Genomic DNA, 20,129 nt, shown 5'->3' with positions numbered 1-20,129 from the left:
TCGGAATTGAAGCCGGTTTTTCTTATGTGGTGGATAGGTCGCTTTAAAAAAGATATACTACATGTAAGCTGCGGATAATGTTGAAAGAGAAAGGAAGGTAATTAATATGGCTACCGTCCTGGTTACAGGAGGCGCAGGTTTTATAGGATCTCATCTAGTTGATGCCTTTATAAAAGAAGGCCACAGGGTTATCGTTATCGATAATTTGTCTCAGGGCAAATTGGAGAATCTCAATTCAAAGGCCGGGTTTTACAAACTCGACATATGCGATTCTCGCATGAGCGAAGTTTTCGACGAAGTTCACCCCGATTACGTTTGTCATCATGCGGCGCAAATTGACGTTAGAAAGTCAGTGGTAAATCCCATGTACGATGCCGAAGTAAATATCAAAGGCCTTTTGAATATCTTATCCTGCGCAATCAGGACAGGTGTAAAGGGGGTAATATTTGCTTCATCTGGAGGCGTTGTTTACGGAGAGCCGACGCACCTTCCCGTTTCTGAAACCCACCCAAAGGGGCCTCTTTCTCCATATGGGGTGAGTAAGCTTTCGTCGGAGTATTATTTATATTATTATAATAAAGTGTTCGGACTGCCCTATATAGCACTTCGATATGCTAATGTCTATGGGCCAAGGCAAGATCCAATGGGAGAAGCAGGTGTGGTGGCTATATTTTCTAATAAAATGCTTAAAGGGGAAGTGCCCACCATATATGGAGATGGAACACAGGTGAGAGATTATGTCTATGTTGGCGATGTTGCAATCGCGAATCTCCTGTCTTTACAGCGTTTAAAAGAAACGAGGGCTCCCTCATCGATAGATGACCACGCATATAATATTGGAACATCCATAGGAACGTCGGTCAACGAATTGTATGATATCTTAAGCGATATAATTAGCTTTCAAAAAATGGCGAGGCACGATGCGCCGAGAAAGGGAGAATTGTATAAGACCTATTTAAGTATCGATAAAGCAAAGGAAGAATTAGGGTTTGTTCCCTCTGTTTCTTTGCGAGACGGCTTGGAGAGGACATTAGCTTATTTTGATAGATCAGATTTGCATTAGGATTCGGGAGTGAATTGAAATGACGATACAGGGCATAAAAAAGGACTTGGTAAAAAAGGCTGCAAAGGCAATGGTACCGCGTTTGCGAGAGGAATTCTTAAGCAAGGGAGGCCGTCAGGAGGATTTCGATGAAGCCCTCGCGATGAATAGGGTATGCTCATTTTTCGAGTCCCAGCCTCCCGTATTTTGGGATCAAATTGCAATTAGCGAAGATGCCTCTTTGGACGAGATTGCACAAGACATAGCCGATAGTTTAGAAGAAGCAATATATTTAGAAAAGATGTCTGCCGAGGATATCCTTCAGATGATAAAAGAAGAGGAAGGTATTTCGCGACGGTTGAAGAATATCAGATGATATCCCTGCTTCACGTACGCTAATTGATTTGCCTTAAATTACTTCGAAACCAGGTCTGTAGATCAAGACTGAACAGGGCGCATGGCGTGCGATAGCTGTAGTTGTGCTCCCGACCAAGATGTGTTCCATAGTGCTGTGTCCTTTGTACCCCACGATTATAAGAGAAACTCCCATTTCACGGGCTTTGCTTATGATAACTTCCCCGGGCGATCCCTCCTCAATTAATATGGTGTGCTCATGAGAAGGGATATCTTTAATTTGTGCCTCGGCTTTCTGGATCCAGTAGGAGATTTTTTTGTGGGCTATTTGTTTGACTTCATCTCCTATCTGTGGCGGTATCCACGGCTCATAACCGCGCCATATGGAAGACAGGCGAGGCAGGACATGAAGATAGATTATTTCGTCATTGAGTCTGTGCGCAATGTTATGAGAGTACGTTATCAAAGATTCTGACATTTTACTCAGGTCTACTCCAACTAATATTTTTTTCGTCATCAGTATCACCGCCTGTTTTATAGATTAGAACTTTCCTATCGTAGTTATTGTATCACAAGCAAATCGCGATAGGAGGGATAGGGCTGAATCATATCATCGATCCAAAGTTCTGCGGCATCGCTCAGTGAACGTATTTCATTCATCAAAGAAATTCCCTCGTTGGTTATCAAAGAAGAACTTTCTTCGAGGCTACAATTCGAAATTCTATATCGAAGATTTCTTAATTGCTCAAGCCTATGGTAAAGTTGTTCTTTAGCGTCACACAATGATTTGATCTTACCCTTCCAGCTTTCGAAATTGCCGTCGAGTATGGAAGTTGCTTTTTCAAATGCCTTTCCTTCCAGCGCTACCTGCTTTGAGATAGAGGGAAGTATTGCATGTCGTATCATGTCTTCCATGACGGCCATTTCGACATCTAGCGTTTTAACATATTGTTCAAGTCTTGTTTCGTAATAAGCAACTATTTCCCTGTCGGTCATGATAGAAAGACTGGAAAGCAGTGCTCTATTTTCGGGAATTAAATAGTAGGATAAAGCGTCGGGAGTTGTGGTGGCAATGGGAAGGTCGCGACGCACAGCTTCGTCGTGCCATGCCTTGTCGTAACAATTGCCTTCAAAACGCACTTTAGCGCTTTCTTTAGCTATATCGCGCATCACGTCTAAGGTGGCATCCGTTATGTCACTATTTCCGAGTCGACTTTCTATTCTGTTGGATACCTCCTCTATCCCCCAAGCCCATACGGCGAGGAGCATTGTCAGCGGACCTGCTATAGATTGGGATGCCCCTGTGGCGCGAAACTCAAATTTGTTTCCCGTAAATGCAAGGGGAGCTGTTCGGTTACGATCGGAATTCTCCTTTTTCAGCGTGGGGAGTTTTGCCAGACCTAGATCAATAATTCCACTCGTCGGTATCTCTTCCGGAAAACCTTCCTCCAGACGTTCCAAGACGTTTGTCAGTGTGCTTCCGAGATATACGCTCATAATAGCAGGGGGTGCCTCGAATCCGCCTAGTCTGTGCATGTTGCCGGGAGAGGCTACGGATGCCCTGAGCAAAGAGCTGTATTTGGAAATTCCAAGTATAAGAGCTCCCACGAAAGCCAGAAATTGCACGTTTTTTCTTTGGTTGTTGGTTGGTTCCAATAGGTTATAACCATCGCTATCCATCAAAGATATATTGGTATGCTTTCCGCTGCCGTTTATTCCTGCGAAGGGCTTTTCGTGCAAGAGTAATTTAAATCCATGATGAGGTGCTATTCGTTTCATGACGGTCATCATTAGCTGATTTTGATCGGTAGCTAGATTAGCATCCGTGAATTGGGGAGCAAATTCGAATTGACATGGTGCCACCTCGTCGTGTCTGGTTTTTATGGCAATGCCAAGTTTGTGTAGTTCAGCCTCGACATCTTCCATGTAAGTCAACACTCGGGGATGAATTGCTCCAAAATAGTGGTCTTCCAGCTGTTGTCCTTTGGGTGGGGGACATCCCAATAACGTGCGTCCGCACAATACTAAATCTGGGCGTTTCCTGGCCAGGCTGTCTTCTACCAAAAAAAACTCCTGTTCGGCACCGACGGTTACTTTTACCCAATGAACTCCCCTGTTGCCGAATAATCTGAGCAAACGAATAGCTCTCGTTTCTATGGCGGCTATTGCTTTAAGGAGGGGCATTTTCATGTCCAGAGGCGTCCCGTCCCAAGAAAGGAAAATAGATGGTATGCAAAGCGTACCTCCCTTTTCGGTGAGCATGACGAAAGCCGGGCTGGTGGGGTCCCAGGCGGTGTAGCCCCTTGCCTCAAAGGTGCTTCTCATTCCTCCAGAGGGGAGAGATGACGCGTCAGGTTCGCTTTGTATAAGCTCGCTTCCCGTAAAAGCCTCAAGTGGAGCCCCTTTATCGTCTAACGAAAGAAATGCCATATGTTTTTCGGCCGTGAGTTCTGTCCTTGGATGAAACCAATGGGCATAATGCGTTGCTCCAAGCGACGTAGCCCACTCCTTCATGGCAGCTGCCACTACATCTGCAATTTTAATGTTAAGTTTATGTGGTCCTCCGTTAATGGCGCTGGTCAGTTGTTCGAAGACGTTCTTGGGCAAACGTTCGCGCATTACTTTTTCATTGAAGACATGATGTCCAAAATAAGAAGTTGGCCTTTCCATGTACTACACCTCCAAAGAGTAACAATATAAATAAAACTTATATCACATACTACCCCGGTCAGACAAGAGCTTAGTTGAAATTATTGCGTTGATCTCTCTTCAGGGACAACGGGCGGCATAACATTATGTCAATATATCGTAGCTACAAATTAATTAAATTGACCGATGTGTTTTGTAAAGTATAATTTAAAATAAAAAAGTAAGTTGGATAGAGTAGCATATATATCAAAATATCCTTTCAAAAGGGGTGATGGGTTATGAAAAAAATAAGTGTGACTTGGACGATCGCCTTGGTGATTTCTTTGATGTTCATATTGGGCAATGCAGGAAGCGTCTTTGCTTTTCCGGCCAGGGGTGATTTGCAAAATACCGGCAATTTCCCAATAAAAGAACTTCCGAAAGGCATATTCTCATGGAAGCTGGAAACGGGATCAAAGATAACGGGTGCCCCTGTCGTGGATAGCGGAACTATATATGTAGGGAACCATAATGGAGAAGTGTATGCTATATCTCTTAATAGCGGAGAGGTAAAATGGAAATACCAGTGCGATGGTTCCATTCTGGGACCTGTTTCCACCGATGATAAAAAAGTATATGTGGGAACCTTCGCTGGAAATGTGTATGCTCTCGACAAAAAGTCCGGCATTTTCATTTGGAATGCTAAGGTAGATGGCCCTGTGATGTCGGGAACTTTTGTCTTTGGCGATACCGTTTACGTCGGATGCAACGAAGGCAGTTTCTACGCTCTTAATTCCCAAAATGGAGGATATAAATGGCAGTTTCAAGCTTATAGGGGCTTTCAAAGTATTCCGGCAATAGCTGAAGGATTTGTGTTTGTGGGAAGCTTTGGAGGACGATTTCATGCGCTAGACCCAAAAAGCGGCAGCGAGCGTTGGGGAGGCAATACAGAGGGAGCAATGAAGGGAGCCCCTCTATATGTTGACGGAAAGGTCTATTATATAACCGATAACGGTTATGTTCGTGCCGTAAAATTAAAGGGTGTCGTGCCTCTATGGCATAAGTACATTGGGGCACCCCTCGGCTCTTCTCCGGCATACGTTAGGGGAACATTATACATAGGAGGTCAGGATGGAAAATTATATGCCGTGAGCGCAGATAAGGGTGACGTTGTATGGAGCTACGAAGTTGGTAGCCCGATAAACTCTTCGCCCGTATATGCTGGCGGCGTGCTTTTCTTCGGGAGCAACGATGGCTATTTTTACGCTATAGATTCCAATAGCGGAGATTTGCTGTGGAAGTATGAAGCGGACAGTGACATCGTGGCCGATCCGTCTTTGGGAGAGGGAGCAGTCGTTTTTGCTACGATGAGAGGTACCCTATACGTCATAAAGTGATGTTACGTTGCTGAACAAGTTTGATGTAAACTTTTTCTGTAAAATAGATTTTAGCGATAGATTAGGTGGATAGCTTAATGATTGGGATGTTCCGTTTGACGAGTTTTATCTTTGGATTGGCATACGGTTCCTTTTTGAATGTAGTAGCACAGAGGACTATTGAGGGGAAGAAGTGGTGGGGAAGGGAGCGTTCTGTCTGCGAAAGCTGTGGCAGAACGCTCAGCTTTATGGATTTAATCCCCCTATTGTCTTATGTATTTCTCAAAGGTAGATGTAGAGGATGTAATGCAAAGATCGGGATTAGTTATTTGTTGGTCGAATTGATAATGGGATTTTCGATGCTTGTTTTAGCCTGGCTTTATGGGCCTACCTATGCTTTTATATTGTCTTTTGTGCTTTGGAGCTGCCTTTTTCTATCTTCTTTGACAGACATGTATTCGGGTTATGTTTACGACTGGCTGGTTTTGCCCTTTTTTGCAATTGGATTGCTCTTGAGGGTTTTTGTGAGTTGGCAAATTTTTTGGAACGGCATATTAGGTGCTTGCATATGTGGTTTTTTGATCCTACTTATTATGTACGTCAGCAAAGGCGGCATGGGTTCGGGCGATGCGATAGTTGCTGCTGCAATTGGCGGGGCAATGGGGACATGGATGGGTTGTCTTGCGCTCTACATAAGTTTCATGTGCGGCGGTTTGACAGCCTTATCGTTATTGCTTGTACATAAAGTCGGAAGAAAAGATCATCTCCCCATGGTCCCCTTTTTTGCTATCGGCTCCTTTTGCACCTTCCTTTTTGGAGCCAAAATATTGGCTTTTCTTGACATTTCACCGGGTTGGCCCTGGATTTTTTAGAATATGCTTCTTTAGGTAATTTACCATATCGATTAAAGGCGATATCGAAGGAATGCCGTTAACAGTTCTAAAAGAATGGTCAACTCCTTCGAGGACGATGAAGTCTCGTTTTGTGGGCGTTAATTCAAACAGCCTCCTACATGCTTCCTTAGCAAAGGTTTCATCAAGGCTGCCGTAAAAGGCATAGACATTTTCCGCATTCGTATTTTTCGCTGCCTCCAGAAGCATTTCTTGACAGGGCAGAGAGTCCAAAATAGGCTCGTGAAACGACGGCCCGTTTTCCGGGCGTATCTCGTCTCCGCTCCCGGAGAGTATCAAACCTTCGATCTTGGGAAAGGTGGTTATAGGGTTTTTCAGGCCAGCCCGTTCTAAAACTTTTTTATAAATTCCGCCCGTCAAAATCAGAAAATGCAAACCTCCCAGAGAAAAACCCCATAGCCATAACTCAGGCCATCTGAGATCATCATGTATGAACGAAATAGCACTCGCCACGTCAAATAAGTCCATGGCATAGGTTTTTCCCTTAAAGGCATCCATTATCCATCTGTTTCTATCGTTGCCATAGGCATCCCTGTCTCTGGTTTTTCTGCTGGTTTCAATGGTCAGGACATTTATGGATTCCTGCGCAAGCAAGCGTGCCAGAACGCCGTATTTGTTTCCCTCTGCCAGATTGGCGCAGCCGTGCACTCCGTGCAAAAGCAAGACCAGGGGAAATGACTTTGAAATAATGTACCCCTGGATCAAGACCCTTTTGTCTCCGAAAGATCCTCGCGCGCAATGAGATATGATCTCCATTTTTTCGGTCATAATTGAGATGTCATCTCCTCAAGAAAGGTGCGCACTTCTGTTGCATCTTTCATCAACAAAGCTTTTTGCGTAATCTCTTTAGCTCTTCCCAAGCTGGTTTTTCGTGTAAGTCTTTTGATCTTTGGAATTGCCGGAGGTGACATAGAAAGTTCGTCGAACTCCATCCCAATGAGTATTGGAAGAGCTAAAGGGTCGCCGGCCATTTCGCCACACATTCCAAGCTCAATTTTGTGTTTTTTTGCTGCCTTTGCAGTCATGTCGATAAGCTTGAGAACTGCAGGATGCAGGTGATCGTACCATCGGGATATCTTCGCGTTTCCTCTGTCCACTGCCAATGTATATTGAGTTAAATCGTTGGTTCCAATGGAGAAGAAGTCAACCTCCTTTGCAAGCTCATCTGCCATAAGAGCTGCGGAGGGTATTTCTATCATTATTCCTATTTTTGCCGATCCCTGTTCTATTCCCTCCTCCTTCAGTTGTCGGGCTGCTTTTCGGAGCAGGTCTTTTGCCCTTTTTACCTCCCATAGAGAAGAGATCATAGGGAACATTATGTAAAGATTTCCGTAGGTTGCGCTTCTCAGTAAAGCCCGGAGTTGTGTCAAAAGCAAACCTTCCTCGGTGATGCCAATCCGAATGGCGCGATAGCCCAAAAAGGGATTGTCTTCCTTCGGTATGTTGAGATATGGAATCTCCTTATCACCGCCGGCATCCATCGTTCTGATTACTACAGGGTTGGGGTTCATTTCCGCCAAAGCCTTGCTATAGGCTTCAAATTGCTCATCTTCACCGGGAGGATTGTTTCTGTTCATGAAAAGAAATTCCGTTCGGAATAAACCTATACCCTTTCCTCCAAAGGATAAAACGCTGCTCACCTCGTTTGGATGAGCTATGTTGCCCCACAACTCTAGCTTGAAACCGTCTGAGGTGATTGCAGGAGCATCTTTTAGGCTCATGGCTTCCTCTTGCTCTTTTTTGAGTTCCTCTACCTTTCTTTTGACCTGCGAAAGCGTTTCAGGAGAGGGATTTATCGTTACTTCCCCTTTTGTGCCGTCGATTATGATAACGTTATTGTCGGAGATTGTGCTTATATCTATTCCGGATACAGCCGGCAAATCTAATGACTTGGCTATTATGGCCATGTGAGATGTTGGGCCTCCGTGTAGGAGCACTAAGCCGACGACATTGTTTCCCGATATGGCGATTAATTCCGAGGGAGCCAGGTCGCTGGCGACGACTATAGTTGATTCCTCTCGTCCCATCGATTCAAGATCTTTTGCTCCCAATAAGTTTCTGAATAGCCTGCTGCCCACATCTTCTACGTCTGCAGCCCTTTCTCTTAAATAGGGGTCAGGTATATCTTCAAACATCTTTTTTATCTTCATAGTGGCCGTGTAAACGGCGTCCTCTGCAGAATGGCCTTCTTTTATGGTGTTTTCAATTTCTTGAATGAACATGGGGTCTTCAAGCATCAGCATGTGAGCCTCTATAATTCCCGCCTTCTCCTCTCCCAGCTTCTTTTTGGTTCTATCCTTCAGTTTTTCGAGGGATTCCCTCGTTTTTTTAATGGCTTCCTTTAGGCGGGATAGCTCTTTTTCGATGTCTTCGGTTTTAATGACGATGTTTCTTTGCTCAAAGGGTATGGTCGTGTATGTAAAAGCGTATCCATAGGAAAGACCAGGAGATAGGGGAGTACCCTTTAATTTAATTTCTGCCATGATTGACCCTCCTGTTATTTATGTGATATCTGTATTATGTTACAAGCGAAGGTAAAAATAAACAAATTTGTTGCACAGGAGATTAAAAATGTCGGTTCAACTGACGGTTGTGCTAAACCCCTCCGGTGACCTGGATCGCATAGATACTTGGATCGTGGTCGATATCTTACGGGCTACCACGACAATAGTGACATTTTTTGAGATGGGCGGCAAGGTCCTTTTGCCTGTAGAAGATGTAGAAGAGGCCTACAGCCTAAAGTCTAAACTTGGCGGAAAATGGCTTTTAATGGGAGAAAGAAAAAGCCTTCCTCCTCCCGGTTTCGATTGCGGCAATTCTCCGATTGAATTGCTTCGATATAACCTAAGAGATTTTCACGGGGCCATAATGACGACTACCAACGGAACTAAAGCATTGTTACGCGCTGCGGCTTCTTCGGATATCGTGTTTGCAGGCTGCTCCAGAAACGCCACCGCTGTAGTTGAAGCTGCTATCGAAAGGGGCAACAAAATAGGCATACTTTGCGCCGGCAGGTTCAACCGAGCAATGATAGATGACACCGCCTGTGCCGGTATGATGGCGGAAATTACAAAGAATAAAATCCAAAGTTTGAAGTTAAACGATGGAGCAAAGATAGCGATAGCCACTTGGGAATATTACGATAAAAATTTAATGCGTGCCCTGACGGATGCAGAGCACGCATTAAGCTTGAAGGATTTGGGCCTATGGAACGACGTTGAATACGCTTCCCGTATTGACGAAAGCCATACGATTCCACGGCTTACCCTGTGGAATAATTTGCCTGCTATAACGGTTTAATCCTTTTTTGGGTTTTAATATTTACGTCTGAAGCGCAGGGCATCGAAGACTATGCGATCTATACCTTTGAAGTCGTGATCCCTTACGGCTTCCACTTTTTGCATTTCGTCGATTATTTCCTTTAATTCGTCTAATTCTTGCCTTGCCATACTTCCGGTTTCGCTTAATTCCATAACCTGGAGAAAATCCTCCGGAAGACGTTGGGTGAAAAAACCGAAGGCGATGGTAATATGGGTTATCCAGTCGATGAGTTCGTCAGATTTGGCCCATGGTTCTACTATATACAATGCTGTCAGCATGGATTGAACTTCCTCTTCGTCAGGTTCCTCAGGCTCATCCCAAATGCCCAAAGCATAGAAAGGAGCATCCGGATCACCTTCCAATGCGCTGACCAAGGCTTCGTAAGAGTTCCAGCTCATTCCGTCCAATTGATATAGAGCTATCGCCTTTGCGTGCAGAGCAACGGCTGAAGGGTTTTCCTCCTGGCAGATCATCTCCAATATTTCTCTGTAGCGGTCCATCATCAACAACGACCGATAAATCGTATCTTTGGCCGTAGTTTTTCCTTCTACATCTATCTCTAGCAATTTTTGGGCAACCGACATTGCTTCTTCGTGGCGATCGTCGAAGGAAAGCGAAAAGGCAAGCCTTTCAAGGGCGGAAAGGTAAATTTCGTCATTCGCATCTTCCGTATCTCTCGTATTGTCTTTGGATTGTCCTTTCTCGTAGTTTTCGATTATCCGGTTGAGATAAAAGCGATTCTTTTCCATATCGCCATCGGATATGGCATTATCTGCCAGTAACAGCAAAGCCTCGCAATTTGTCGGGGCCAGCTCGAGGACTTTATTTGCAAGCCTTGTTGCTTCCTCATGGTTGTCTGTTGAATTAGCCATATCCAAAAGTTTTTTTACTTCTTCGCAGGTGTTCCTCTGTGTCATTAATCTTCCTCCTATAAAAAATTTACTCGGGTAGTATATATTAAATTCCTGAATCTGGGTAGGGGAAATTCACCTTTGCTCTAAGTTGTATGGCGGGCATCGGGACGACCACTATACCCGAGGGGTCGACGTGATATCTTTGACGATCCAAATTTTCATCAAATCCTATTTCAGTGTCCGGGGGGATAACGTTTTGGGCATCCACAATGACCCTTCTCAATCGACACCGTTCCCCAATGACTACTCCTCTTCCTATTATACATTCCTCAACGTAGGCGCCGGGCTTTATAACGCAGTTTCTCGACAAAACCGATCTTTTTACGGTTGCCCCGATTACTTGACTTCCCTCCGCGCGAAGCGCGTCTTCCACGCTGCTTGAGGAGTTGTCCACGGAGAAGGTGAACCCTGGAGGGTCGGCATAGGATACGGTTCTGATCGGCCATTGCGGGTTGAAAAGATTTAAATCCGCATTTTCCTTGAGCAGGTCCATATGCGCCTGCCAGTAAGTTTTGATCGTTCCTACGTCTTTCCAATATGGCTTATCATTTCCCGGGATGGCATTTGTTTTAAAATCGTAGGACAATACTTTATGGTTTTTGTATAGTTTCGGCAATATATCTTTTCCGAAATCATGACTGCTGTCGGGATCATTTGCATCTTCAACTAATACTTCTTCTAAAATTTCCCTTTCGAAGATGTAATTGCCCATGGAAACAAAGCTAAATCCGGGCCGGTTTGGAATTTCGGGCGGGTTCTTCGGCTTTTCCAGGAATTCTACGACAAAACCATCTTCGTCCGTTTTCAGGCATCCAAAGGCAGACGCTTCGCCGACCGGCACTTCGTAAGCGGCTACCGTGCAATCCGCCTTTTGTTCTATATGTTTTTGCATCATTTGTTCTATGTCCATCTTATATACATGATCGGCGGCGAATACGCAAATACGGTCGGCATTGTAAATGGTGATCAGGTGTAGATTTTGAAAGACGGCATCGGCCGTTCCTTTGTACCAATGCTCGCCGGTCCACATTTGCGCGGGTACAACAGTTATAAAGAAGTCTCTGCCTCTCAAGGCGCCTCCAAACTGCCACCCTCTTTCAATGTGCTCGTTCAATGACTGGCTTCGAAATTGGACGAGGACGTATATGGAGAAGACTCCGCTGTTAACTAAGTTGGAAAGGGCGAAATCTACTATCCTATATTTGGCTGCAAAATGAACTGCCGGCTTTGCGCGGTGTCTTGTCAAGGGGGAAAGTCTCTGGCCTCGACCACCTGCTAGAACTATGCCCAACACCCTCCCGTACTTTCCATAGATCAAAAATGCCACCCCCATAAATAATTTCTAAGGTGTACTATATATGCTTATAACTATACCCTGTTATTAGGTTATATGACAAGACTAAAGCAATAGATTTTTGTTTTCGCCTTCCGGGACTCCCAGCAGTTCGAGGTATAGATTTGCGTATTCTCGTGAGGATTTGGACCAAGAAAAGTCGACTTTCATGCAGTTTGATATAATTCGATTCCAATGATTTGGAGAGTTCCAAGACGCCAAAGCCCTTCCAATAGCTCGCAAGAAAGCCTCGCTATCGTAAGAACTGAATAAAAAACCGGTTCCATCCGATGCGGAATCGGCATCTATAACTGTGTCTGCAAGCCCTCCTGTAGCACGACAAATGGGAACTGTTCCATATCGCATGGCAATTAATTGAGATAAACCGCAGGGTTCGAAATATGAAGGCATTACGAGCATATCTCCTCCTGCATACATGAGGTGCGATAGCTCCTCATCATATCCTATTTTAACGAATAGGCTGTCTGGAAATTGCAAGCACATATCCAATAGAGCTCTTTCGTAAATTTCGCTTCCTTCGCCTAAAACGATCAACTTGCAACCATGACCCGGAATGGCTTCTATGGAGGGCAATAATATATCCAAGCCCTTTTGTTCCGCGAGTCTGCCTATATATATTAAAATTGGTGAACCATCGTCTTCCCAGCCGCATCGGGATAATAAGGATTTTTTGCATTCTCTTTTCGGGGCAATGTCGTTCACGTCGTAATGTGCTGGAATAAGAGGATCTGTTTTGGGATTCCAATAGGAGTAATCGATCCCGTTGAGTATGCCCTTTAGCTTACTGTTGTACTTTTTTAAAACACCATCCAAGCCCATTCCATATTCCCTAGTCTGTATTTCCCAGGAATAGCGGGGCGAGACTGTCGTGACCATGTCGGAAGCTATAATTCCGCCCTTTAAAAAGTTGGTCATTCCGTAGTATTCCAACCCTTCTATATTAAAAGCCTCTTTTGGGATTCCCCATTGAATTAAGTTCGTTTCCTGAACGATTCCTTGGTGAGCAAGGTTGTGTATTGTGAGAACGGTATCATAATGGTTGGATAATGTCGAATAATACATGTGCCATTTAAGAACAGTTGCTACCATAGAGGTAGGCCAATCGTGAATGTGAAATATATGTGGATTCCAGTTGGTTGCCTTTTTAAATTCCATTGCAGCCAAGGAGAGAAGGAAAAAAGGTCTTACCGAGTTCATGTCCAATTGATTTGGATATACATCTGCCGAAAAGGATATATCTTCGATGTCCAGAAGGTAGACAGGGACCTCCTGGACATCGGTATGCCATAGTCGGGCAGGAAATACCCTCCACTCTAAAGGAAGATAAAGCTTGCGCGGTAATTTTTTTGCCTTCCCAATGATGCGATCCATAACTCCGGGGTAGAGGGGCAACAAAACCCTGCTGTCGATGCCAAGTTCTCTTTGTGCTTTGGGTAGGGAGCCGACGACGTCGCCCAGTCCTCCTTTTTTTGCGAGGGGGTGCATTTCTGAAGCAACGTGAAGCACTTTTATTTTTTTGAAAGGCGAAGACACCTCTTACCACTTCACTTTAATTTAGTAATATTTTGGGTGTATGCCATAGGCTTTTTCGCAATATTCTCTTACAACTCGATGAGTATTGAAATAGCTGGCATTTAAGGAAATCGTATTTTTCATCATTGAAATCCATTTGTCTTTATTTTGATAATACAATGGAATGACCTTTTGCTCAAGCACTTTGTATAACGCATCCGCGTCTTGGGACTCGTCGTAATTTACAAGCTCCACTTCTTTTGGTTCAGGCCCTATTGCCCACCCCGTTATGTCTTCTATCCAACCTTCAACCCACCATCCGTCCAATATGGATAAATTTAATACTCCGTTATGGGAACACTTCATTCCGCTAGTTCCCGAAGCTTCACGGGGTCTAATGGGCGTGTTGAGCCATACGTCAACCCCGGAGGTGAGCAGAGCGGCCAGCTCCATGTCGTAATTATCCAAGAAAACTACCGGGATTCTATCGGAAATCTCTTTAGAGATCTCTATCACGCGCTGTATCATTTTTTTGCCGTCTTCGTCGGAAGGATGCGCCTTTCCCGAGAATATTAGTTGTACTTTGCCGGCGCATATGTCAATTAATCTATTTATGTCTTTAAAGATGAGATCGGCTCTTTTGTACGCTACTGCTCTTCTGGCGAAGCCTATAGTGAGGATTTCAGTGTCCAGCTCTATTCCGGTTTTCTCGAGCACCTTGGATAGAAGATGCATTTTGTTTGCCTGATGGGCTTTCCAAATTTCATTATCGCCCAATTTGCTTGCCATGACCAATCTGGACGGGTCATTTCTCCACCCCGGAATGTTTTGGTCAAAAATCCTTTGCATACTTGAAGATGTCCAGCTTTTTGAATGAACGCCGTTGGTTATGTAGTCTATGTTTTCGGTATTATAAAGCTTTCTGCTTACGTCTCTGTGTTTTTTTGATACACCATTTATGTATTTGCTGTACTTGAGTCCGAAATCGACCATTGAAACGCCGCCGTTAGGCATCATCTGTTTTAAATAATCTACGAATACTGGCGACATGGTTCTCTCTATTAGGTCAAAGGAAAAATAATCGTGTCCTGCTGCCACTGGAGTATGCGAAGTGAAGACCACCTGTTCCTTAATTTTTTCGAAATCGATATAACCCTGTTCTCTAAGAAGTTCTAAAGCCAGAAAGCCTGCATGACCTTCATTAAGATGAAAAGTCTTTATATTATTGTAACCCAGATCTCTTAGGATTCTTAGACCCCCTATTCCTAAAATCATCTCTTGGCACAATCTGTATCTGAGGTCTCCTCCGTACAAATACCAAGTAAGGTTTCTATACTCGGGGGCATTTTTTTCATAATCGGTATCGAGAAAATAGACAGGTACAACATACCCCGTCTCCCCGACAATTTCATATACCCAAACACGTACGTATACCGAATTGCCCTCTATATCGACGTTTACTTCATTAGGAAGTAAGGTTAGATTTTTACCTGGTTCCCATTGAAAGGGTTCCTCAATTTGTCGTCCCTGTTCGTCGATCCTTTGTTTGAAATATCCCTGTTTATATAGGAGCGTAACCCCTACAATAGGTACTCCGAGGTCGGCTGCACTTTTCAGCACATCGCCGGCTAAAATTCCCAATCCGCCCGCATAGGTGGGAATGTCGTTCATGACGCCAATTTCCATTGAAAAATAGGCAACGGTTCTAAAGGCAGGGTCCATTTCCATCAGATGTGTAAGCGATGAGCCTACGGGTATATTGTAATTCATTGCGTCATTTCTGCTGTAAGATTCAACCATTAATCTACCACTCCTTCACTCTGATTGCGTAGAAAGTATAAAACGATTATTAACATAGACTCAAGAATTATATCATGTGGGGATATAGTAAGTCGCTTTTGCCCCTTTGATATTAAATACACTCAGGCCAAAAATTATGCTATAGTTATTACTATAACATTAACATTTCAATTGCCTCCGGGAGGTCAGATTGGATGAAGATATCCGAAATCGAAAAAATATTGCAGGCCAGTAGATTATTTGACACTGCAGCAATGGATAGCGAAGTCGAGTATGCCTTTGCATCGGATCTAATGAGCGATGTCCTTGCCTTTGCGTTGGCAACTTCGCTTTTAATAACGGGCTTAACAAATATTCAAATCATCCGGACGGCGACAATGTTGGATATGACCGGTATTGTGTTTGTAAGAAATAAGAGGCCCTTGGAAGAGGCGGTTGTCCTAGCCAAAAAGCTAGATATACCTATTTTATTATGTCAGAAGAGCATGTTTGAAACCTGCGGATTATTATATCAAGCCGGTTTAAAACCATGTCCTATTCTTCACAAGGAGTCGAGTTAAATTGAGCGAACCGCTAGTGTTGGAGTTAGAAGTTAAGCCCCTGGATTTTCTGGCTGCAGGAGAAACAGCCACCCAGTTTAAGGAAACGTTAAAATCTCTCGGATTGCCTCCCGAAATTTGCCGTAGGGCAGCTATCGTCGTTTACGAAGCGGAAATGAACATTGTGATACATGGCGGCGGTGGAGTTATGCGCCTCCAAGTTGAGGAGGATAAAGTTACCATAATGGCTGAAGACGAGGGCCCGGGAATCGAGGACCTGGAGTTGGCGATGCAGGAAGGTTATTCTTCTGCCCCCGACTTTATAAGGGAAATGGGCTTCGGAGCAGGAATGGGCCTGCCCAATATCAAAAGAAATGCCGATGAATTGTATATAGACACAGTGCCGGGGAAGGGTACAAAATTACGTGCAGTTATATACCTTAATAAAGGACGGTGAGTTATTTGGCTCACGGCGTGAAAATCGTAGAAACATCCTGTAGAGGATGTGTCAACTGTATTAAATCATGTCCCACTGAGGCCATGAGGGTCATAGAGGGTAAAGTTCGTATTTTAAGCGAAATTTGTATTGCTTGCGGCGAGTGTCTGAGACGATGCACGCATAGAGCATTATTGCTTGAGGAGGATGAATGGGATTATATACTGAGCAAACGCCCCATGACGTTGGTTACAGACCCTTCCTTCTGCACGCAGTTTTCTTGGCCGCCCATCCCTGAGTTGATGGCACAAGCCCTATTTGAATTGAACTTCGAGCCGATCTTTGACGAATATGAAGCGGCTTACGATGTCACGGCTTTGGCTGTAGCAAGAGCCATAGAAAGTTCTTCAGATAACCTGAGGCCTCTTATTTCAACTTACTGTCCTGCCGTTGTCAGGTTGATTCAGATCAAATTCCATGAACTTATTCCCCATCTCGTGCAGGTAGAATCTCCCCTAGAGACGAGCATAGATCTTTGGAGAGCGAGGTCGAAAAGGCGAGACCCCGTTACCTTGGTTTCATCCTGTCCTGCGCGAATTGCCATGGTACGTTCTCCCGTTGGAAGGGATATAAGTTCTGCTGAATTTGCCATTTCCACGTCTAAACTTGCCCGAGAGGTGTTAATAGGCTCTGGTGACCCATCCAAAAAGGTGTCCGTCGATTATCCATTCCATGCTCCACGCTGGATAGCATGGGCTAAGACCGGAGGTGAGTCAATGCACGTCCGCAGTTTTTCAAGCAGGCCCATTAAAACTCTTGAAGTGGATGGGTTGCGAAACGTGATTAACCTTTTTCAGGAAATGGAATTGGGAAAACTCAGAGGTATCGACTACATCGAAGCCAGGGTTTGCGATTTGGGATGCATAGGCGGCATAGGAAATGCCGAATCTCGTTTTTTGAGCCGTATCAAGATTGATAACATGGAAATTGATTTTGATTTTAATGAGGAAAACAGGGAGGAGCTCGAGTCGATCTACGATGCGAAGATTTGGTCTCTCAGAGAAAGAATTGTTCCCATTGAACAGATGCCTTTAGGAGAGGATCTGGCAAAGGCTATGGAAAGATTGAAGCAACTACACGCTGTCTACGCTGATCTCCCACACCTCGATTGCGGGACCTGCGGCAGACCCTCATGCAGGGTTATGGCTGAAGATATCGTAAAGGGCGAAGGTTCGCTCGATGATTGCATCTTCAGATTAAAAGAACGCATTGCAGATTTGTCCAAGGAAATTTACGACCTTTCAAAGAGGTTGGTACATACAATGACGCCGGAGGGGAAATCATGAAGGTGAAGGAAATATGCGAAAAGTTAGAATTGAATGTGCATGTTCAAGGCGACCTTGACAAAGAAGTGCATCAGGGGGTTGTTGGAGATCTTTTGAGCTTTATAATGAGAACGGCACCGGAGGGAGCAGTGTGGGTTACTATTCAAAACCATGTTAACGTGGCTGCTGTCGCTGTTTTGAAAGACATCCCATTCATCGTGCTAGCATCAGGACGTGAACCGCTTCAAGAACTTATAGACAGCTGTCGGAAGGAAAATATTACTCTTACATCTTCCAAACAGGATGCATTCAATCTTTGCGGCAAGCTGTACGAGCTGGGAATAAAAGATTGAAGTCATGCACCTTTATTGGATGGACCTGCATGTTCATACTGTATTATCGCCTTGTGCCGAACTTGAGATGGGAGCAGCGGATATAGTAGGCAGGTGTTTGGATGAAGGGATTGATATAATAGCTATAGCTGATCATAATGCGGCGGCAAATTCAGTCGCTGTAATTAACGCAGCCAAAGATAAGCCGCTGACAGTTTTGCCGGCGTTGGAAGTTCAATCTCGCGAAGACATTCATACCTTATGTCTTTTTAAAACTGTCGAGGAGGCTTTTGCTTTCCAGGATTGGGTGTGGGCACGATTGGCTCCGGTGAAAAACGACCCCGATTTGTTTGGGTTTCAGTTAGTAATTGATCATGAGAACAATATACTGGAAGAAGTTGACACTCTCCTGCTACAGGGAATAGATGCATCTGTGGACGATGTTATAGAGAAGACAAAGTGCATGGGAGGAATTGCGATTTTAGCCCACGTCGACAGGCCGGCATATTCGTATCTTGCAGTGCTCGGGATGTTGCATCCTAATATGAATATAGATGCCGTGGAGCTGTCAGCGAGGTTGACTGCTCAGGAGGCTTTATACTGGAAGGAAAGTGTTTTAGATTATTCTATTATCAGATCCTCTGATGCTCATCGACTTAACGACATCCAAAGATGTCACTCGACGCCCATCTATTTGGAGCAACCTTCGTTTAATGACGTTTTTTTTGCTTTACATAGATATAATGATAGGAGGGTGAAGTGGCCGTGGTCGTAACATTTTCTACTTGACTCTTTTTTGGGAATATGATATCCATCACAAAGTGGAGAGAAATGATTTTAAAAAATATATACAATGGTGGTGATGATCGTGGCATTAGGCACTGTGGATGTTGTTGAAAAGACTAAAGAAATAGTGGCTCCGTGGAAGGGTAAACAGGGTGGTTTGATTCCCATATTGCAGGAAGTTCAGCGGGAATTCGGTTATCTGCCTGAAGATGCGTTGCTCACGATATCTAGGGAGTTGAAAATGCCAAAAGCCGAGATTTACGGAGTAGCGACATTTTATGCCCAATTTCATTTAAAACCCAGGGGGCGTCATATAATTCGCGTTTGCCGCGGAACCGCTTGTCATGTAAGGGGAAGTTTGCAGATTTTGGAAAAAATCAAACAGACATTGGGGATAGAAGAGAACGAAACAACCGAGGACTTGCGCTTTACCCTGGAACCTGTGGCTTGCCTTGGGGCATGCGGTCTTGCTCCTGTCATGATGGTGGACGAGGATACGCACGGGCGCATGACTCCCGATAAGATACAGTCTATTTTGGATCGGTACGAATAAGCTTCCATGCTGGAGGATCTTTCTCAATATATCCTTGATATCGCCGAAAATTCCGCAAAGGCAAAGGCTAAGAAGGTCTTAATTGAGCTTACGATCGACAATAGGAACAAATCGATTGTTTTAAGGGTGTCCGATGACGGATGCGGTATGGACGAGGAATTTTTGCGCAAAGTAGAAGATCCTTTTACAACTACGAGAAAAGAACGAAAGGTTGGGCTTGGGATTCCCTTTTTAAAGCAGGCAGCTTTGGCTTGCGAGGGCTTCTTTGATATCAAATCAAAAAGGGGAGAAGGTACCGTAATCGAAGCCGGCTTTAGAAAGGACCACATAGATTGCCCGCCATTGGGGGATGTTGCGGCCACTATAGCTACATTGATCATAGGATGGCCCGAATGTCGTTGGATCTTTAGGTATAACGTTGACGGAAATTCTTTCATGCTTGACCTTGATGATTTGCTCGAACATCTTGGCGATAGAGAATTGTTAAAATCTCCCAAGGTAGTTTTGTGGATTAAGGATTACATTCAGGAAAATATAGATTTATTGAATCAGAAAAAAGGAGGCGAAGACATTGCCTAAGATCAAAAATCTTGACGATCTGAGGAAAATTAAAGAAGAATCGAAAGACCTGACTTCGGCGCGATCGGGCGGCAAAAAGAAGATAATAGTGGGCATGGGCACTTGCGGAATAGCAGCAGGAGCAAGGGAGGTCCTCACTGCTATCTTAACCGAGCTTGACAAACGCGGTATCAAAGACGTAGCCGTCGAGACAACCGGCTGTATAGGCATGTGCCAATACGAACCGCTGGTTGACATAATCAGGCCGGGCGAGCCAAGGGTTACATACGGAAACATAAAACCCGAAGACGTATCCCGAATTATTGCTGAACATATGATTAATGGCAATATAGTTTGGGAAAAAGTTATCGGCAGAACGGATTAGGGG

General features: G+C 44.4%; 21 protein-coding genes. 13 read left to right on the top strand and 8 right to left on the bottom strand.

Translation table 11 applies throughout. From position 1 onward, the window contains the following. Nucleotides 1-106 precede the first annotated feature (106 nt). Together BLU12_RS04755 and BLU12_RS04750 are read left to right on the top strand one after the other, a co-directional pair. A complete protein-coding gene (locus tag BLU12_RS04755) occupies nucleotides 107-1,063 on the top strand; it encodes an NAD-dependent epimerase/dehydratase family protein (RefSeq protein WP_091460952.1) in 957 nt (318 codons plus the stop codon). Nucleotides 1,064-1,082: 19 nt separating this feature from the next. After that, a complete protein-coding gene (locus BLU12_RS04750) occupies nucleotides 1,083-1,418 on the top strand; it encodes an XRE family transcriptional regulator (RefSeq protein ID WP_091460951.1) in 336 nt (111 codons plus the stop codon). Between the two features lie 33 nt (nucleotides 1,419-1,451). On the opposite strand, the gene BLU12_RS04745 is transcribed toward BLU12_RS04750, so the two are convergent. Both BLU12_RS04745 and BLU12_RS04740 read right to left on the bottom strand, forming a co-directional pair. After that, a complete protein-coding gene (locus BLU12_RS04745) occupies nucleotides 1,452-1,913 on the bottom strand; it encodes a universal stress protein (RefSeq protein WP_091460949.1) in 462 nt (153 codons plus the stop codon). Between the two features lie 44 nt (nucleotides 1,914-1,957). After that, nucleotides 1,958-4,066: a glutamine synthetase III family protein gene (locus BLU12_RS04740; protein WP_091460948.1), complete on the bottom strand. Its 2,109-nt coding sequence runs from the start codon at nucleotides 4,064-4,066 to the stop codon at nucleotides 1,958-1,960. A 257-nt stretch (nucleotides 4,067-4,323) separates the two neighbouring features. Between BLU12_RS04740 and BLU12_RS04735 the strand changes: the two genes are divergently transcribed. Then, a complete protein-coding gene (locus BLU12_RS04735; RefSeq protein WP_091460946.1) occupies nucleotides 4,324-5,421 on the top strand; it encodes an outer membrane protein assembly factor BamB family protein in 1,098 nt (365 codons plus the stop codon). Between the two features lie 77 nt (nucleotides 5,422-5,498). Then, the gene (locus tag BLU12_RS04730) at nucleotides 5,499-6,272 is read left to right on the top strand and encodes a prepilin peptidase (protein WP_057940646.1); all 774 of its coding nucleotides are present in this window, start codon (nucleotides 5,499-5,501) and stop codon (nucleotides 6,270-6,272) included. Here the strand turns inward: BLU12_RS04730 and BLU12_RS04725 are convergent. Both BLU12_RS04725 and ptsP read right to left on the bottom strand, forming a co-directional pair. After that, nucleotides 6,246-7,079 (bottom strand): alpha/beta hydrolase, encoded by an 834-nt coding sequence (locus BLU12_RS04725; RefSeq protein WP_057940645.1) that lies wholly within the window; start codon nucleotides 7,077-7,079, stop codon nucleotides 6,246-6,248. The genes BLU12_RS04730 and BLU12_RS04725 overlap by 27 nt on opposite strands. After that, nucleotides 7,076-8,794: a phosphoenolpyruvate--protein phosphotransferase gene (gene ptsP, locus BLU12_RS04720; protein WP_091460945.1), complete on the bottom strand. Its 1,719-nt coding sequence runs from the start codon at nucleotides 8,792-8,794 to the stop codon at nucleotides 7,076-7,078. The genes BLU12_RS04725 and ptsP overlap by 4 nt, the downstream gene beginning before the upstream one ends. Before the next feature lie 88 nt (nucleotides 8,795-8,882). On the opposite strand from ptsP, the gene BLU12_RS04715 reads away from it, so the two are divergent. Continuing rightward, nucleotides 8,883-9,611 (top strand): 2-phosphosulfolactate phosphatase, encoded by a 729-nt coding sequence (locus BLU12_RS04715; RefSeq protein ID WP_009200265.1) that lies wholly within the window; start codon nucleotides 8,883-8,885, stop codon nucleotides 9,609-9,611. Between the two features lie 14 nt (nucleotides 9,612-9,625). Here the strand turns inward: BLU12_RS04715 and BLU12_RS04710 are convergent, their stop codons facing one another. The 4 genes from BLU12_RS04710 to glgP all read right to left on the bottom strand — a co-directional run bounded on the left by BLU12_RS04710 (nucleotide 9,626) and on the right by glgP (nucleotide 15,212). Continuing rightward, on the bottom strand, nucleotides 9,626-10,549 hold the full coding sequence (locus BLU12_RS04710; RefSeq protein WP_009200266.1) for a tetratricopeptide repeat protein: 924 nt from the start codon (nucleotides 10,547-10,549) through the stop codon (nucleotides 9,626-9,628). Between the two features lie 40 nt (nucleotides 10,550-10,589). After that, the gene (glgC, locus tag BLU12_RS04705) at nucleotides 10,590-11,864 is read right to left on the bottom strand and encodes a glucose-1-phosphate adenylyltransferase (RefSeq protein WP_040347732.1); all 1,275 of its coding nucleotides are present in this window, start codon (nucleotides 11,862-11,864) and stop codon (nucleotides 10,590-10,592) included. An 81-nt stretch (nucleotides 11,865-11,945) separates the two neighbouring features. After that, entirely contained in the window at nucleotides 11,946-13,433 is a 1,488-nt protein-coding gene (gene glgA / locus BLU12_RS04700; protein WP_040347734.1) for a glycogen synthase GlgA, read from the bottom strand. Between the two features lie 21 nt (nucleotides 13,434-13,454). Beyond that, nucleotides 13,455-15,212, bottom strand: a complete 1,758-nt coding sequence (gene glgP / locus BLU12_RS04695) for an alpha-glucan family phosphorylase (protein ID WP_009200269.1) — start codon at nucleotides 15,210-15,212, stop codon at nucleotides 13,455-13,457. 194 nt (nucleotides 15,213-15,406) lie between these two features. Between glgP and BLU12_RS04690 the strand changes: the two genes are divergently transcribed. The 8 genes from BLU12_RS04690 to BLU12_RS04655 all read left to right on the top strand — a co-directional run bounded on the left by BLU12_RS04690 (nucleotide 15,407) and on the right by BLU12_RS04655 (nucleotide 20,126). Continuing rightward, complete coding sequence (locus tag BLU12_RS04690) at nucleotides 15,407-15,772, top strand: hypothetical protein (protein ID WP_009200270.1); 366 nt, start codon at nucleotides 15,407-15,409, stop codon at nucleotides 15,770-15,772. A 1-nt stretch (nucleotide 15,773) separates the two neighbouring features. Next, nucleotides 15,774-16,208 (top strand): ATP-binding protein, encoded by a 435-nt coding sequence (locus BLU12_RS04685; RefSeq protein WP_040347735.1) that lies wholly within the window; start codon nucleotides 15,774-15,776, stop codon nucleotides 16,206-16,208. Further along, nucleotides 16,205-17,533, top strand: coding sequence for a [Fe-Fe] hydrogenase large subunit C-terminal domain-containing protein (locus tag BLU12_RS04680; protein WP_234945462.1), 1,329 nt, complete (start codon nucleotides 16,205-16,207; stop codon nucleotides 17,531-17,533). Before BLU12_RS04685 ends, BLU12_RS04680 begins: the two co-directional genes overlap by 4 nt. Continuing rightward, nucleotides 17,530-17,865: a hypothetical protein gene (locus BLU12_RS04675; RefSeq protein WP_009200273.1), complete on the top strand. Its 336-nt coding sequence runs from the start codon at nucleotides 17,530-17,532 to the stop codon at nucleotides 17,863-17,865. Before BLU12_RS04680 ends, BLU12_RS04675 begins: the two co-directional genes overlap by 4 nt. A 4-nt stretch (nucleotides 17,866-17,869) precedes the next feature. Next, nucleotides 17,870-18,619 carry a PHP domain-containing protein gene (locus tag BLU12_RS04670; protein ID WP_009200274.1) on the top strand — a complete coding sequence of 250 codons (750 nt, stop codon included), beginning with the start codon at nucleotides 17,870-17,872 and terminating at the stop codon, nucleotides 18,617-18,619. 87 nt (nucleotides 18,620-18,706) lie between these two features. After that, on the top strand, nucleotides 18,707-19,183 hold the full coding sequence (gene nuoE, locus BLU12_RS04665; RefSeq protein ID WP_234945461.1) for an NADH-quinone oxidoreductase subunit NuoE: 477 nt from the start codon (nucleotides 18,707-18,709) through the stop codon (nucleotides 19,181-19,183). Nucleotides 19,184-19,189: 6 nt separating this feature from the next. After that, the gene (locus BLU12_RS04660) at nucleotides 19,190-19,762 is read left to right on the top strand and encodes an ATP-binding protein (protein WP_091460942.1); all 573 of its coding nucleotides are present in this window, start codon (nucleotides 19,190-19,192) and stop codon (nucleotides 19,760-19,762) included. Continuing rightward, complete coding sequence (locus BLU12_RS04655) at nucleotides 19,755-20,126, top strand: (2Fe-2S) ferredoxin domain-containing protein (protein WP_009200277.1); 372 nt, start codon at nucleotides 19,755-19,757, stop codon at nucleotides 20,124-20,126. Before BLU12_RS04660 ends, BLU12_RS04655 begins: the two co-directional genes overlap by 8 nt. Nucleotides 20,127-20,129 lie beyond the last annotated feature (3 nt).

Source organism: Acetomicrobium thermoterrenum DSM 13490, assembly GCF_900107215.1.
Classification (GTDB): Bacteria; Synergistota; Synergistia; order Synergistales; family Acetomicrobiaceae; genus Acetomicrobium; species Acetomicrobium thermoterrenum.
This window is presented reverse-complemented; position numbering and strand designations above follow the sequence as displayed.

What these genes read in the sequence shown, in the direction of transcription:
- nuoE (WP_234945461.1), top strand. Translation starts at nt 18,707, where the DNA reads ATGATCGTGGCATTAGGCACTGTGGATGTTGTTGAAAAGACTAAAGAA.
- BLU12_RS04745 (WP_091460949.1), bottom strand. Translation starts at nt 1,913, where the DNA reads ATGACGAAAAAAATATTAGTTGGAGTAGACCTGAGTAAAATGTCAGAA.
- BLU12_RS04735 (WP_091460946.1), top strand. Translation starts at nt 4,324, where the DNA reads ATGAAAAAAATAAGTGTGACTTGGACGATCGCCTTGGTGATTTCTTTG.
- BLU12_RS04660 (WP_091460942.1), top strand. Translation starts at nt 19,190, where the DNA reads ATGCTGGAGGATCTTTCTCAATATATCCTTGATATCGCCGAAAATTCC.
- BLU12_RS04725 (WP_057940645.1), bottom strand. Translation starts at nt 7,079, where the DNA reads ATGACCGAAAAAATGGAGATCATATCTCATTGCGCGCGAGGATCTTTC.
- BLU12_RS04710 (WP_009200266.1), bottom strand. Translation starts at nt 10,549, where the DNA reads ATGACACAGAGGAACACCTGCGAAGAAGTAAAAAAACTTTTGGATATG.
- glgP (WP_009200269.1), bottom strand. Translation starts at nt 15,212, where the DNA reads ATGGTTGAATCTTACAGCAGAAATGACGCAATGAATTACAATATACCC.
- ptsP (WP_091460945.1), bottom strand. Translation starts at nt 8,794, where the DNA reads ATGGCAGAAATTAAATTAAAGGGTACTCCCCTATCTCCTGGTCTTTCC.
- BLU12_RS04690 (WP_009200270.1), top strand. Translation starts at nt 15,407, where the DNA reads ATGAAGATATCCGAAATCGAAAAAATATTGCAGGCCAGTAGATTATTT.
- BLU12_RS04715 (WP_009200265.1), top strand. Translation starts at nt 8,883, where the DNA reads ATGTCGGTTCAACTGACGGTTGTGCTAAACCCCTCCGGTGACCTGGAT.
- BLU12_RS04730 (WP_057940646.1), top strand. Translation starts at nt 5,499, where the DNA reads ATGATTGGGATGTTCCGTTTGACGAGTTTTATCTTTGGATTGGCATAC.
- BLU12_RS04750 (WP_091460951.1), top strand. Translation starts at nt 1,083, where the DNA reads ATGACGATACAGGGCATAAAAAAGGACTTGGTAAAAAAGGCTGCAAAG.
- BLU12_RS04670 (WP_009200274.1), top strand. Translation starts at nt 17,870, where the DNA reads ATGCACCTTTATTGGATGGACCTGCATGTTCATACTGTATTATCGCCT.
- BLU12_RS04755 (WP_091460952.1), top strand. Translation starts at nt 107, where the DNA reads ATGGCTACCGTCCTGGTTACAGGAGGCGCAGGTTTTATAGGATCTCAT.
- BLU12_RS04675 (WP_009200273.1), top strand. Translation starts at nt 17,530, where the DNA reads ATGAAGGTGAAGGAAATATGCGAAAAGTTAGAATTGAATGTGCATGTT.
- BLU12_RS04740 (WP_091460948.1), bottom strand. Translation starts at nt 4,066, where the DNA reads ATGGAAAGGCCAACTTCTTATTTTGGACATCATGTCTTCAATGAAAAA.